12 protein-coding genes are annotated in these 13,840 nt (G+C 70.0%); 6 read left to right on the forward strand and 6 right to left on the reverse strand.

The window, feature by feature from the left end:
• Positions 1–10 precede the first annotated feature (10 nt).
• From M3M54_RS10975 to M3M54_RS11000, 6 genes are all read right to left on the reverse strand, one after another.
• Positions 11–769, reverse strand: a complete 759-nt coding sequence (locus M3M54_RS10975; RefSeq protein ID WP_249019089.1) for an N-acetyltransferase — start codon at positions 767–769, stop codon at positions 11–13.
• A complete protein-coding gene (locus M3M54_RS10980) occupies positions 762–1,766 on the reverse strand; it encodes a Gfo/Idh/MocA family protein (protein WP_249019090.1) in 1,005 nt (334 codons plus the stop codon). Before M3M54_RS10980 ends, M3M54_RS10975 begins: the two co-directional genes overlap by 8 nt.
• A 425-nt stretch (positions 1,767–2,191) precedes the next feature.
• Entirely contained in the window at positions 2,192–3,274 is a 1,083-nt protein-coding gene (wecB, locus tag M3M54_RS10985; RefSeq protein WP_249021771.1) for a non-hydrolyzing UDP-N-acetylglucosamine 2-epimerase, read from the reverse strand.
• A complete protein-coding gene (gene pepT, locus M3M54_RS10990) occupies positions 3,271–4,533 on the reverse strand; it encodes a peptidase T (protein ID WP_249019091.1) in 1,263 nt (420 codons plus the stop codon). Before pepT ends, wecB begins: the two co-directional genes overlap by 4 nt.
• A 34-nt stretch (positions 4,534–4,567) precedes the next feature.
• Positions 4,568–7,111, reverse strand: a complete 2,544-nt coding sequence (locus M3M54_RS10995; protein WP_249019092.1) for a protease pro-enzyme activation domain-containing protein — start codon at positions 7,109–7,111, stop codon at positions 4,568–4,570.
• Between the two features lie 55 nt (positions 7,112–7,166).
• Positions 7,167–9,650 (reverse strand): EAL domain-containing protein, encoded by a 2,484-nt coding sequence (locus tag M3M54_RS11000; RefSeq protein WP_249019093.1) that lies wholly within the window; start codon positions 9,648–9,650, stop codon positions 7,167–7,169.
• 187 nt (positions 9,651–9,837) lie between these two features.
• On the opposite strand from M3M54_RS11000, the gene M3M54_RS11005 reads away from it, so the two are divergent.
• From M3M54_RS11005 to M3M54_RS11030, 6 genes are all read left to right on the forward strand, one after another.
• The gene (locus M3M54_RS11005; RefSeq protein WP_249019094.1) at positions 9,838–10,068 is read left to right on the forward strand and encodes a hypothetical protein; all 231 of its coding nucleotides are present in this window, start codon (positions 9,838–9,840) and stop codon (positions 10,066–10,068) included.
• Between the two features lie 74 nt (positions 10,069–10,142).
• Positions 10,143–11,315 (forward strand): FAD-dependent oxidoreductase, encoded by a 1,173-nt coding sequence (locus tag M3M54_RS11010; RefSeq protein ID WP_249019095.1) that lies wholly within the window; start codon positions 10,143–10,145, stop codon positions 11,313–11,315.
• Positions 11,316–11,406: 91 nt separating this feature from the next.
• Complete coding sequence (locus tag M3M54_RS11015; RefSeq protein ID WP_249019096.1) at positions 11,407–11,826, forward strand: rhodanese-like domain-containing protein; 420 nt, start codon at positions 11,407–11,409, stop codon at positions 11,824–11,826.
• 114 nt (positions 11,827–11,940) lie between these two features.
• Positions 11,941–12,114 (forward strand): hypothetical protein, encoded by a 174-nt coding sequence (locus M3M54_RS11020; RefSeq protein ID WP_249019097.1) that lies wholly within the window; start codon positions 11,941–11,943, stop codon positions 12,112–12,114.
• Positions 12,111–12,824 (forward strand): cytochrome b N-terminal domain-containing protein, encoded by a 714-nt coding sequence (locus M3M54_RS11025; protein WP_249019098.1) that lies wholly within the window; start codon positions 12,111–12,113, stop codon positions 12,822–12,824. The genes M3M54_RS11020 and M3M54_RS11025 overlap by 4 nt, the downstream gene beginning before the upstream one ends.
• Entirely contained in the window at positions 12,824–13,822 is a 999-nt protein-coding gene (locus M3M54_RS11030; RefSeq protein ID WP_249019099.1) for a hypothetical protein, read from the forward strand. The genes M3M54_RS11025 and M3M54_RS11030 overlap by 1 nt, the downstream gene beginning before the upstream one ends.
• Positions 13,823–13,840 lie beyond the last annotated feature (18 nt).

Here is a 13,840-nt window from a genome sequence, read left to right on the forward strand (position 1 = left end):
GGACCCCGGCTCAGTGCCGCCAGTGCTCAAGCAGCTCGGCGTCCTGCACAAGGCGGTGCAGACGCGCAGGCGTCCCGAGCACCACCGCGCGCGGCGCGACGTCCCGGGTCACCACCGCCCCCGCAGCCACGAACGCCTCCTCCCCGACCTCCACCCCCGGCACCAGCACGACACCCCCGCCGACGCGTGCCGCCCGCCGCACGACCGGCGCGTCCAACCGCTCGCCGCGCGGGTGCCGGCCCATCGTGTCGTCGTTGGTCATCAGCACGCCCGGGCCGAGAAACACGTCATCCTCGACAAGCGCCCAGCTGGTCACGTAGACGCCGGTCTGGATCGAGACCCGCTCGCCGACCACAGCATTGAAGTCAACACACGACCCGCGACCGACCACCGAGTGCGCACCCACCCGCGAGCCCTCGCGCACCTGCGCCTGGTCGCCGATGATCGCCCCGGCGCCGACCACCGCGCCCGCGTAGACGACCGCGCCGCAGCAGACCGTCACCTCGGCCCCCAGCTCGAGCGCCGCCAGCTCCACGGCCGCCGCACTCGAGCCGCGTCGCAGGCGCGGACGCTTGCCGAGCACCACCAGCTCCTCAACCAGGCAGCCGGGACCGAGCACCACGCCGGCGTGCACGACGCTGCCCGCGCCGACGCTCACACCGTCGCCGAGCACCGCGCCGACACCGACCACCGCCCCCGGCCCCACCGCGACACCCTCGCCCAACTCGGCGCTGGGGTCGACGTGGGCGGCCGGCGAGACCTCAGCCATCGGCTCGCGCAGACGACTTCAGAGAATTCTCGAGCCGCTCCAGCACGCGCACCACCCGCAGGCCGCTGGCCCCGTCGGAGCGGGCGGGGCGGTCCTCGCGGATGCTGTCGATGAACTCCTGGCACTCGAGGCGCAGCGGCTCGACGCTGTCCAACCGCGGCGAGTAGGTGCCGCCGCTGCGCGTGACCCACTCACCGTAGCCCGCCGGCGCCTCATCAAAGCCCTTGTCGTAGACGGTGATCTTGCCTTCGACCGCCATGTCGTCGAAGGTGGCCATCCGCTGCGCGCCGACCACGGTGAAACGCCTCTCCTTGTGCGGGTCAAGCCAGCTGAGGTGCAGGTGTGCGGCCAGCCCGGACGGGAAGCGCAGGTAGCAGAAGACGACATCCTCAACGCCCGCTCGCACGTAGGCCTCACCGTGCGCCACGGCCTCGCTGGGCTCCTCCCCGGCCAACGCCAGCACCACCGAGACGTCGTGCGCACCAAGCGACCACAGCGCGTTCTCGTCGGCGCGCAGCTTGCCGAGGTTCAGGCGATTGCCGTAGATGTAGTAGATCCTGCCGAGCTCGCCGCCGTCCGTGAGCTCCTTGAGCTTGCGCACCCCCGGGTGGTACTCGAGCAGGTGGCCGACCATCAGCTGGCGCCCGGACCGCTGCGCCGCGGCCACCGCACGCTCCGCATCAGCCACCGACTGCGCCAGCGGTTTCTCGACGAAGCAGTGCTTGCCGGCCTCGAGCACCGCCACCGCGTGGGCGGCGTGGTCGGGGACCGGGGTGGCGAGCACGACCGCGTCGAGCTCGGGGTCGGCCAGCAGCGCGTCCAGGTCTTCGCCGACACGCACCCCCGGGAACTGCCGCGCCGCGCGCTCGCGCGCCTGCGGCGAGCGGTCAGCGACCCAGCGCAGCTCACAATCCTCAAGCCCGGCGAAGTTCCGTGCCAGGTTCGGTCCCCAGTAGCCCAGGCCCGCCACGCCGACGGTGATCTTCTGCTGCGCCATGCGACCGGCCAGTCTAGGCCATTGACCGACCCGGCCATGAGTGGCAGGGATTCTTGCGGTGCCCGGGGCGTGCTCATCAGGCCAGCGGCGCTCCCGATCCGCTTCCTACCTCATCTCGGCATGCAATGGCGAACGTCGCGGCCTGTTGCCCGCTGCGGCCGGCGTCTGCCAGCCGCACCCCGCCCAGGCACGCCCCCAGGCGACGCCGGGACCGACTCTACGCCCCAAACCTGCTGCCGACGGCGCACTTTGTGCAATCCGCGCGTCTGTAGCGCGCCAGATGCACAAAGCTCGACCGTCAGGCGCGATTTGGGGGCTAAAGGCGGTCGCGGCCCCAGCAAGGCCACGACCAAAGGCGGTCATGGCTCCACACGGCCCGCGGCGGCACACGGCCCGCGCCTACGGGAGCCACCCGCTGCCGGCGCTCACATGGCCCGCTGGAGCGCCGCCAGCACCCGCCGGCCCGCCTCGCCATCGCCGTAGAGCTCGGGCCGCTCCGCCGGCACAGGCCTTGCCAGCGCCGCCCGAGCCGCCTCCAGATCGAGATCCACGAGCGTGTTCCAGCCCACCTGCACCGTCTCGGTCCACTCGGTGCTGGGGCGCAGCGTCACACACGGGACACCCGCCAGATAGGCCTCCTTCTGCAGCCCGCCGGAGTCGGTCAGGACCGCGCGGGCGTTGCACAGAAGCGCGGTCAGCTCCAGGTAGCCGAGCGGCTGGCTGACGTGCACGCCACCACGCTCGAGCCGCGCGAGCAGCCCCGCCGCGTGAAGCCGCGCGCGCGTGCGCGGGTGCAGTGCCAGCACCACCGGGCCCGGCACACCGATGAGCAGATCGACCAGCGCGCCAAGCCGCCCACGGTCATCGACGTTGCCCGCCCGGTGCGCTGTGGCGAGCAGATAGCCGCCGGGCTCAACCCCCTGCGCGCACACCAGATCCTCACGCCCACGCGCCAGCGGCTGGACGCGCAGCGCAACATCCACCATCACGTCACCGACCACCGACACCGTGACGTCGGCGTCGGCCCGCTGGCCGACGCCCTCCCTGGCGAGGTTCGCGGCCGCCGTCTGCGACGAGCAGAAGAGCAGCGTGCTCAGATGGTCGGTGAGCACGCGGTTTCGCTCCTCCGGCATCGAGCGGTCGTAGGAGCGCATGCCCGCCTCCACGTGCGCGACCGGCACGCCGTGGCCGGCGGCCGCGAGCGCCCCGGCGAGCGTCGAGTTCGTGTCGCCATAGACGAGCACCCAGTCGGGCTCGGCCTCCGCGATCACCGGCTCGAGCGCGCTCAGCATGCGTGCGGTCTGCGACGTGTTGGAGCCCCCGGCGACGCCCAGCTCCACGTCCGGGGCGGGCAGACCCAGCTCGCGGAAGAAGATCGCCGACAGCGTGTCGTCGTGATGCTGGCCGGTGTGGACCAATAGCTCCTCCCCTTGCTCGCGCAAGAGTGGCGAGACCGCGGCCGCCTTGATGAACTGCGGGCGGTTACCCAGTACGGTGAGGACCCTCAGCGCCGTGTCCAGGCCTCGGCCAGGTGCACGAGCACAGCTGCCGCGCAGGCCATGTCCTGCAGCGAGGCGAACTCACGCAGCGAGTGGTACTCATAGCCGCCGTCGAAGATGTTGGGGGTTGGCAGCCCCATCTCCGACAGCCTGGAGCCGTCGGTGCCGCCACGGATCGGCTCGCGGATCGGCTTGACCCCCTCGACCTCGAACGCGTCGAGCGCCGCCGCGACCACGTCCGGGTCGCGCTCTATGTACTCGCGCATGTTGCGGTACTGCCGGATCTCCTGAAACTCGATGCGCGCGCGCGGGTTGGCGGCCGCAACCCGGTCTGTGATCTGGCGCAGCAGGGCGACATGCGAGGCGAGCAGGCCCTCGTCAAAGTCGCGCACGATCAGCCTCACCTGGGCCCGCTCGGTGCCGCCCTGCAGACCTGTGGGATGGATGAAACCCTCGCGTCCCGAGGTTGTGGCCGGTGTGAGCCGGTCCTTGGGCAGGGCGGCGACGATCTCCGCCGCCACCACCAGCGCACTGACGAGCTTGCCGGTGGCCGTCCCGGGGTGCGCACCCACACCGGTCACGTCGATGCGAGCCTCAATCGCGCTGAAGCTCTCATCCTCCAGGCCACCCCTGCCGGAGCCGTCAAGGGTGTAGGCGCAGCGGGCACCGAACCGCGGGATGTCGAACAGGGTGGCACCCTGTCCGATCTCCTCGTCGGGCGTGAAGGCGATCCGCAGCGTCGCTCGCGGGAGCTCCGGGTGCGCCGCCAGGTGGGCAACCGCCGCCATGATCACCGCCACGCCGGCCTTGTCGTCGGCGCCGAGCAGCGTGTCGCCGCTTGCGGTGATCAGGTCGTGGCCGATCAGACGGTGCAGGCTGGGCATGCTGGCCGGGTCAAGCCGCGTGCCCTGTCGAGGAAGCTCGAGCACGCCACCCTCGTAGTCGCGGTGGACGATCGGCTCAACGCCCGTGCCGGGCGCGTCGGGGCTCGTGTCCATGTGCGCGATCAGGCCGATGGCGGGTGCGCCGGGCAGCGTCGCGGGCAGCGTCGCGTACACGTAGCCGTGCTCGTCGAGCTCGGCGTCGGCGAGGCCGATCGCCTCGAGCTCGCCGGCAAGCAGCCGGGCGAGCTCGAGCTGCCCCGGTGTGCTGGGCGAGCGCTCGCGGTCGACCTTTGACTGCGTGTCGATCCGCACGTAGCGCAGGAAGCGCGCCAGCAGATCCTCCGCCAGGGCCTGCGCCAGGGATGAGCTGTAGGTAGCCGCCACGAACCGGATGAAAGCAGAAGGCCGGTGGGCGGCGTCAGTCCGCGCCGACACTGCGCCGCAGCGTCACGTGACCGCCGACACGGTCGATCGTCCGGACGGCGACGTGGACTGGCCCGCGCGCGGCGGCCGCACGGCGCAGCGAGCCGGCGGGGAAGAGCACCTCGAGTGGGGAGTGCACGACGTCCAGCTTGATAGTCAGGATCTGTCCGCTCAGGTGGGTGCGGTGGGCGAGCCGGCGCCCGCCGGGCGTGAGCACCCGCACGGCGCGCGTGCCGATGAGGCGCAGCGCGCGCGGCAGCGCGATCACCAGCTCACGCAGCCCCGGCTCGTAGGCACCCGCCCTGGCGTGGATGGTCAGCGCCGGTGTCTGGCCCGTGCCGGCGAGTGCCGCCGAGACCTGCGGCAGACGCGCGACCGCCCACTGGAAGCGAATCGTGCCGGACTGGCCCGTCGAGCTCAGTGCGGTGATCGTGACGGTGCGCACGCCGGGCTGGCGCACACGGCCACTGATCACGCCGGTGGCACGGTCCAGGTGCAGGCCGACCGGCAACCGCGCGGAGCGGAAGCTCAGCGTGCCGGTCTGCCCAGCCGCAAGCGCGGCGCGCAGGCGCAGGCGCACCTGCTGGTGGTCAAAGGTGTAGACGGCACCCGGGTCGCTGACGCTGACGGCCTGCTGGCAGAGCGCCGGCACCAACGCCGCCGCCTTGGGCGAGCCCAGGCCGCTGGCCATGTCGTAGCCGGGCCCAGCCGGGTAGAGGCCGGCGGTGTTCCCGCTCGGGGTGAAGTCGTTGTTGCCGGTGGTGATGTCGTTGAAGTAGGTCGCCTGCGACTGGCCGGCCAGCGCGTAGAGCGAGGGGTCGGCAAAGCCGACCTGTGTACCACGACAGGCGCTGCTCGCGTCCGCCAGCGCAAACAGCGCCGCCCACAGCGGAGCCGCGCCACTGGTGCCTCCGGTGCCCTGCCAGCCGGACTCGCCGTGGGCGCTGCCGCTGCCGTTCCAGTAGTCCAGGTAGGCGGTCATCGGGTCCGCGTTGGCAGACACGTCCGGCACCTCTCGACAGTAGCTCCCGGTCGCGGCCCCGCACGGCTGTCCAGAGGAGTTGGCGTTGATCACGTTCAGGGCCGCCGGCGCACCGGACTGGAATGCCGGCATCTGCCACAGCGACGAGATGCCGCCGCCGCCCGCGCCCTGCTGCACCCCAAAGGCGGCGTAGTTGACGTCGGGGTTGTCGTCGTTCCAGACGGTCTCGGTGGGCGGCGGGCCGATCGTGCTGAGCGTGGTCCCGCCGACGGCGGTAGCAAACGGCTGGCTTGCGGGGTCGTCGACCGCCAGCGAGTTGTTGGGGTCGCCACCTGGCGGGGTCGTCCAGCAGTCCTCCGAGCCGGAGTCGCCGGCCGCCGAGACGAACGTCTGTCCCTGCACCGCCGCCTCCTCAAGCAGCGTGTTCTCGGCCTGCGCGTCGGTGGCGCCCTCGAGCGCCTCGCACTCGCCCCAGCTGTTGGAGATCACCTGCACCTTGTCCTGGGTGATCATCGCCGCGAGCGTGTCGTAGGGCCCGGTGCCGGGGTTGTCCGAGTTGTTGTTGGGTCCCTGGTAGACGATCAGCTTGGCATCGGGTGCCAGCCCGATCAGCTGCTCGATGTCCAGTGCCGCCTCACCCTGCCCGACGCCGTGGCCGGCGCCACCGTCGACCTTCACATAGCTGATCTGGGTGTGAGTGCCGTAGCAGCGCTGGTAGGCGGCTATGTCGCTGGGAGAGTTGGGCTCGAGCTCATACACCCCGACGGTCACGCCCTGTCCGAGGTCCCCCGTGGCGTAGACGCCGGAGAACCCGTATGCGCTGGCGATCTCGTTGGCGGTGTAAGCGCCCTGCCCAGGGGCGATCTCAGCCGCCCTGGTGCACGCCTGCGGGCCGCTGGTCGCGGCCTGGGCCGCCCGTCCTGCGGTGGCCGGTCTCAGGCGCACGGGCGCGACGCCAGCACGGCCGGCCGCGAGCGCCTGGCGGTGGGTGATGTCCAGGCGCTGCATGACAGCCAGGCTGCTCAGGCCGATCACCGCCTGGATGTCAGGCGCCACGCTGGCTGGCACCGCAGGGGCGTTTGAGTTGTAGACGGCGTCACGACCGTCGGCCAGGCGCACGCGCTCGAGCGACAGGCGAAAGGCGTGCTCGATCGCGGCGCTCGAGCCGTGCACGTGGATCGCCAGGCCGTTGGCGGTCACGCCGGTGGGCTCGAGGCCCTGCCGGCGCAGCTGCGCCTGCACCCTGACCAGCGTCGTGCGGCGCGGCGCAAAGCGTGCGCGGAACTCGCTGGGCGTGAGGTAGTGGCGGTAGACGGGTGAGCCGGCGGTGCTGACCGCGGTCGCGTAGGCGGTCAGCGCAGCGGGGTCGCGCGGCTCCAGGGCGACGGTCAGCTGCATGCTCGTGACCGCGGCGACACCCGCCAGCGGCCTCGTGCCAAGCGGCAGCAGCGGCGCGGCACCAATGCGCACGAAGGCCGGCGAGGCCCAGGCGGGGGCGGCGAGCAACGCAAGCGCCGCGACGCTGGCTGCGATCGAGCCAACCACCCTTATCCTCACCGAGCCACGCAAACCAGTGCGAAGTTAGCGAGCGCTCGTAAGAGCTTCCTATTTTTCAGCCCTCCGGCAACGGCGGCAACACCTCCGCCACCGGCGCCGGACGCCCGAGATGGAATCCCTGGCCGTAATCGACGCCGAGCTCACGCAGCAGCTTGACGGTCTCCTCGTCGCCGACGAACTCCGCCACCGTCCTTGTGTCCAGCCCCCGCGCGACGGAGACCAGGGCGCTGACCAGCAGCTGGTCGCTTGAGCTTCCGACCAGGCCGTTGATGAACTCGCCGTCGATCTTGAGGTAGTCGAAACGCAGGTGCTTGAGGTAGTGAAAGGAGGAGAACCCGGAGCCGAAATCGTCCAGGGCGAAAAGGCAGCCCATCGCTCGCAGCTGCGCGGCGAGCTCACGGGCGCGCTCGAGGCTCACGATCGCGGCCGTCTCGGTGACCTCGACCACCAGACTGCCGGCCGGGATCTCGGTGCGCGACAGCATCCAGCCGAGGTCTGCGGCCAACTCCAGGTCGCTCATCGTCTTGCCGGACAGGTTGACCGACAGGCTGATGTCGTTGCCGGCGGCGGTGTGAGCGCCGAGCAGCGCGATCGCGCTGCGCAGCACCCAGCGGTCGATCTCGCCGATCAGCTCGAAGCGCTCGGCGTTGTGCAGGAAGGCACCCGGCGGGACCAGCTGGCCATCCTCACCGACCATCCGCACCAGCAGCTCGTAGTGCGAAGGCGCACCGGCGTGCAGCGGCACGATCGGCTGTGCGTGCAACACCAGACGCTCGTCGTCGAGCGCGCGGCGCAACCGCGCATACCAGGAGTCGCGCTCAGCGCCAAGCGGCGCGTTCTGACCGCCGGTGCTGTGCACGACATAGCAGTTTCGCCCCTCGTTCTTGGCCTGGTACATGGCGCTGTCGGCGGCGAGCGTCCACTGCGCAGCGTCGATCCCGGCTCCTGGTCGGTGGAGGGCTATGCCAACCGACGTGGTGACTCGCGCGGTGCCCTTGGCGGTGACAATCCGACCGCGCTCGCGGACCGTCTGGAGCACCTTCTCGGCCGCAACCACGGCATCGGCAGGCTGGCAGTCGCGCAGGATCACCGCGAACTCGTCGCCGCCGAGCCGCGCGACAAAGTCGCTGCGCCTGACGCACTGGCGCAACAGACCGCCGATGTGGGTGACGAGGTCATCCCCGACCGCATGCCCGAAGCGGTCGTTGACGGTCTTGAAGCCGTCGAGGTCGAGCACAAGCAGCGCCGCGGGCCGATCAGTCGCGCCCAGCTCCGCGACCACCGCGTCGAGCTCCTGCTCAAAGCGCCTGCGGTTGTAGAGACCGCTCAGCAGGTCGTGCTCGGCCATGAAGCGCAGCTTCTCCTCGAAGCGCCGCCGCTCGCCGATGTCCAGCACCTGGGTCACCGAGTAGGTCGCCGGTGACCCGTGCGGGCCCGGCACCGGCGTTGAGCTGACCCACACCCACAGCTCGCTGCCGTCCCTGCGAATGAAACGCTTCTCAACGGCGATCGCCTCGTGGCGCCTGAGGCGCGCGAGCAGCTCGGGTGTCGGGCCGCGATCCTCGGGGTGCGTCATGTCGTCGATCGCGGCACCGTCCAGCTGGCCCGGCTCGTAGCCGAGCATGCGCGCAAGGGAGGGGTTGGCCTGCGTCCAGCGACCAGCCGTTTCACCCTCGAGGGAGGTGATCGCCAGGCCGATCGGCGCGTGCTCGAAGGCGATCCGGAAGCGTTCCTCGGCGTGCATGCGGGCGAGCTCGGCGCTGCGCAGGGCCGACAGATCGCGGGCGAAGGCGACAAAGCCGTCGATCTCGCCGATCCCGCTGAGCACCGCCCTGATTGTGAGCAGCACCTCCACGCGCGAGCCATCGTTGCGCACGAAGGTCCAGACATCCTCGTGCCGCTCGCCGTGGTGCGCCTGCAGGAACGCGCTCGCGCCACCGTTGTCATCAGCACGGCGCCCGAGCTCCTGCGCGTCAAACAGCACCAGGCCGTTGAGGACGCCGACGGTCTCCGTGGCGCTGTAGCCGAGCAGCTCCTCGGCGCCGCGGTTAAAGACCGTGATCACCCCGTCACGGTCGGTGCCGATCACCGCCACCGTCTCGGTCTCGCTGGCCAGCTGCGCGATCAGCTCGTGCTGGCGCTCGCGCAGCTGCCGTTCGGCCGCGTCGCGCACGATGCAGGCCACCGCATGGATCTCGCCTGCAGCGTCGCGCAGCGGTGAGAGCGTCAACAGCGCGCCGCGGACCTGTCCGGAGCGCGTCATGAAGTGCCCGTCGACCCTCTGGACCACCCCTGCCAGAGCCCGTTGCATCACCTCCTCGGCGGCTCGTGTGACGGCAGGGGGCGCCAGCATCCGATAGTGCTGGCCGATGGCTTCATCAGCGGAGTAGCCGTAGAGCTCCTCGGCGGCGCGGTTGAAGGCCGCGATGCGGCCATCCCGATCGAACGCCAGCACCGCGTCACCGAGCTGCTCGATGAGCTCGCCTGCACCGATCACGCCGCGCTTCGTCGATGTGGCCACAGCTGGTTGATCGGCCATACGGCCGAGAATATTGAGGCTGGCGCACCGCGCGGGGTATCTTCGGCCGATGCTCGACGCCCTCCACGCTGCCCGAGTTCGAGCACCTCGCGACTGGCAACGCCCAGGCGGCTCCGTAGTTTCCTGCAGCCCATCCGCGGGCAGCTGCCGATCCGGTGGCATTCCGGAGCCGCCAGCATCACCGCCTATGCTCACAATCGCTCGCGAAGGACGGCACGCCGCATCTGGCGAGCGCCGCTGCGCCAGCTGTGGCGAACGGCTGGGCGTCTACGAGCCGATCTACTACGCAAGCGGCGATCACGTGGTGCGAACGTCGCTGGCAGCGGATCCCGGGCTGCTTGAGCGAGCCAACCGAACCGGCGCGATGCTGCTGCACGCGGCCTGTTACGAGCGCGAGCGTGGCCTACCCTCTGCCTGACTGCGGAAGATCACGGAGCAGGCCGCGGCTAGTTCCTGCTGACCGCACCGCGGCAGGCCCCTAAGCTGATCCTCATGTCGTCGAGCTTCGAGCCAGCCCGGGTGGTGATCGCAGGCGCCGGCGTTGCCGCGCTTGAGGCCGTGCTCGCGCTGCGCGACTACGGGCAGGGGCGCGTGCGGGTATCGCTGCTCGCGCCCGACGACACCTTCATATACCGGCCGACATCGGTCGGCGAGCCGTTCGGCCACGCCCGGGCGCAAAGCTTCCCGATGGAAGCGGTGCTCGACGGTCTGGCAGTGGACCATGTGACCGACCGCCTGAAATGGGTCGATAGCGAAGCCCGCCAGGTCCACACCGAGGGCGGACAGCAGCTGGATTACGACGCCCTGCTGCTCGCGCTCGGCGCCCGGCGGCACGCCTGGACCGAGCACGCACTGACGCTCGAGCCGGAGCTGATGGACGAGCAGCTGCACGGGATCGTCCAGGATCTGGAGGGTGGCTGGGTGCGGAGTCTCGCATTCATTGCACCAACCGGCGCGGCGTGGCCACTGCCGCTGTATGAGCTTGCGCTGATGAGCGCGGGCCGCGCCTACGAGTCCTACGCCGACGCCACGGTCACGTTGATCACGCCCGAGGAGAGTCCACTGGCCGTCTTCGGCCAGGCCGCAAGCGACGCCGTGAGCAAGCTGCTCGCCGCGCACGGAGTGCAGACCATCACCTCCACTCAATGCGCGGTCCACAAGTCGGGCACGATCACGCTCCATCCCAGCGGCGAGGAGCTGCAGGCGCAACGGATCGTGACGATGCCCGAGCTCTCGGGTCCTGCAATCCCCGGGATCCCTCACCATGGCGACCACGGCTTCCTGCGTGTCGACCGTTACGGGCGCGTGACCGACCTCGAGCGCGTCTACGCCGCCGGTGACACCGTAGACTTCCCGATCAAGCAGGGCGGCCTCGCGGCGCAGCAGGCCGACGCCGCTGCGGAGTCGATCGCGGCGCTGGCTGGCGCCGAGATCAAACCCAAGGGTGTCGTGCCGATGCTCTACGGCGCACTCTGGGACGGCGAGCGGACGCTGTACATGCGGGCTCGCGCGACCGGGACCCGCGGGTCGAGCTCACGGGCTGGTTGGACGCCGCTCTGGGAGCCGGCGGGCAAGATCAACGCGAGGCTCCTGAGCGCCCACCTGGAGACGATCCGCGATCGCGCGCTGACCGGCGAGGCAGCGCCCGCGCGCAACCCGTCCTGACAGGTCAGCCGTGCCGACCGAGACACAGCCCCCCCATACAGATGCTCCGGTTACCGAGGCACTGCGGCGCACCGCGGCTCGCGGCGAGCCGATGCGGACCGCCGCCCTGCTGCCCGGCACGCCCGATCGTGCGATCGTGGACACCACCTGGGGCACAATCCAGCCGATCCAGCTGCACCCCGGCGTACAGACCGTGGGTGAGCTCGAGCTGATCGCCCACCTCGAGGCCGGCCTGCCACTGATCGACACGCGTCGGTCTGAGTCCTGCGCCGCCGGCACGATCCCGGGTGCGCGCTCGCTGCCCCACACCGAGGTCGCGGACCGGCAGGGCGAAATCGATCCGGAGCTACCGGCGATCCTCTTCTGCAACGGTCCCCAGTGTGCCGCCACACCCCACGCCATCCGGCTGCTGCTCGAGCTGGGGCATCCTGCACAGGCGCTGCTGTATTACCGGGGCGGCGTGCACGACTGGGTGACGCTGGGCCTGCCGCTCACGCAGCCCTCGCGCTGAGCACTCGCACCGAGCCCTGACTCAGGCGCGCGTCGGTCTGACCGTAGTTTTCCGCAGGCTTCGCACGGTGCTGACGCGATCCGAACCGTCCACCACTGGGCTTAGTGTGTGGGCATGGCTGCCATCTTCAACCTCAACCACCCCGCCTCCTACATCCACTGGCAATTCATCGACGTGTCCGTCTCGAACGTGCTGGTGGTCGTAGTGATGTTCGCCGTGTTCGCGGCGGCGATTCTGCTGCCGTTCCCGCACGGCCATTCGCATTCAACAAAGGACGACGATCAATGAGCGCCACCTCAGAGCCGCCGCGCCCCGCGCCGCGCGCTTGGACGACGCGCCTGCGCGAGCGCTGGCTCGCGGAGCTGCCCCCCGAGAAGCTTCTGCCTGACGGCCAGCCCTCCTACGTCTCCTCCTGGATCTATGTGCTCGGCGTGCTCAGCCTGAGCTCGCTGGTACTGATCATCACTACAGGCGTCATCCTCGCCCTGAAGGGACCCGCCTGGTGGCACGACACGGGCCTCGGACACTTTTTCAACAGCATGCACCTGTGGGCTGTTGAGCTGTTCTTCTTCTTCATGGTCGTGCACCTGTGGAGCAGCTACTGGACCGCCGCCTGGCGCGGCGGGCGCAGGCGCGTGTGGATGACCGGTGCGGTCACCTTCCTGGTCGCGGTCCCGACCGCGCTCACCGGCTACGTCTCACAGCAGAACTTCGACTCGCAGTGGATCTCCACACAGGCCAAGGATGCGATGAACGCAACCGGCATCGGCGCCTTCTTCAACCTCATGAACTTCGGCCAGATGTACAGCTACCACGTGTTCCTGCTGCCGCTGGCGGTGGTCGCCATCATCAGCGTGCACCTGCTGCTCGTGCGCAAGCACGGCGTCGTGCCGCCGTTTGAAGATCAGTTGCTGGCGGCGGTCGCCGCCGGCTCGAGCGTCGCCACCACTGCGGGGTCATCACCAGCCGGCCAGACCGAGGGGGAGCAGACCGCATGATGACCAGAGCCCAGCGCGCCGCCGAAGACGAGCGCTACCGCACGTGGAAAGGGCCCTACCGGCCCTACGACATCATCAAGGAGGGCACGATCGCGATCACGGCGATCGCCATCCTGGTGGTGGTGCTGGCGATCCTCTTCTCCTCGCCTGATGACCGCGCGGTGACAACCAGGCAGTGGGCGCGCACGATGCCCGTCAACTTCCTGCAGACCGCCACCAGCGAGCTTGACGGCACCAGCGAAACCGCCACCTACGGTCCGCCCTACAACCCCTACGTCAGCGACAGCAGCACGGACACCGGAGCCCCCGACGGCTTGGACGACTACACCCAGCACCTGTGGTTCATCCACCTGCAGCAGTGGTTTGGCGTCGCCCATCCGATCAACGCCGCCAAGGACTTCGTGATCGACCCACTGCGGACGATGCCGCAGCAACCCGCGCTGCAGGCTGCGATCAACCGCTACGAGAGCGCCTCCGTCAGCCAACAGGAGGCGTGGGCCGCCGCCTACACAAAGGCGCTCAACAAGGCCAGTGTGGCCGGGTCAGGCGCCGTGTCGGTACCGGCGGGGTCCTACGGTCCGATCTCCGAGATGATGGGCGAGTTGCTCGCCTTCGCGCGGGCGGGCGGGCTCGACGGCGCGATCCTGAACAGCGGGCAGCTCTACCAGGCCGACTACACCAAGGCGCTGATGTTCCTCGCCGACGGCAACGCCCTCACGGCCAAGGCCCAGCAGGAGCACCTGCTGGGTAACCAGTGGGGGATGATGAACGAGACCGGCAGCTACCCCGGCCAGGTGTGGTTGTGGCTGTACACGTTCTGGTACCAGATCAGCCCGTTCTCGACCTCCACAAACGCCGACATCGATGTGATGGCGATCATGACGGTCCTCAGTCTCGGGCTGGTTCTGATCCCATTCATTCCCGGCATCCGCGACATCCCGCGTCGGGTCCCGCTCTACCGCGTGATCTGGCGCAACCACTACAACTCGCTGTCCTGATACGCGGCGGGGCGGCGG

Source organism: Conexibacter sp. S30A1, assembly GCF_023330665.1.
Taxonomy (GTDB): Bacteria; Actinomycetota; Thermoleophilia; order Solirubrobacterales; family Solirubrobacteraceae; genus Palsa-465.

Excerpts from the sequence above, each read along its gene's own strand:
- M3M54_RS10975 (WP_249019089.1), bottom strand. The coding sequence starts at position 769 with ATGGCTGAGGTCTCGCCGGCCGCCCACGTCGACCCCAGCGCCGAGTTG.
- M3M54_RS10980 (WP_249019090.1), bottom strand. The coding sequence starts at position 1,766 with ATGGCGCAGCAGAAGATCACCGTCGGCGTGGCGGGCCTGGGCTACTGG.
- M3M54_RS11000 (WP_249019093.1), bottom strand. The coding sequence starts at position 9,650 with ATGGCCGATCAACCAGCTGTGGCCACATCGACGAAGCGCGGCGTGATC.
- M3M54_RS11005 (WP_249019094.1), top strand. The coding sequence starts at position 9,838 with ATGCTCACAATCGCTCGCGAAGGACGGCACGCCGCATCTGGCGAGCGC.
- M3M54_RS11010 (WP_249019095.1), top strand. The coding sequence starts at position 10,143 with ATGTCGTCGAGCTTCGAGCCAGCCCGGGTGGTGATCGCAGGCGCCGGC.
- M3M54_RS11015 (WP_249019096.1), top strand. The coding sequence starts at position 11,407 with ATGCGGACCGCCGCCCTGCTGCCCGGCACGCCCGATCGTGCGATCGTG.
- M3M54_RS11020 (WP_249019097.1), top strand. The coding sequence starts at position 11,941 with ATGGCTGCCATCTTCAACCTCAACCACCCCGCCTCCTACATCCACTGG.
- M3M54_RS11025 (WP_249019098.1), top strand. The coding sequence starts at position 12,111 with ATGAGCGCCACCTCAGAGCCGCCGCGCCCCGCGCCGCGCGCTTGGACG.
- M3M54_RS11030 (WP_249019099.1), top strand. The coding sequence starts at position 12,824 with ATGACCAGAGCCCAGCGCGCCGCCGAAGACGAGCGCTACCGCACGTGG.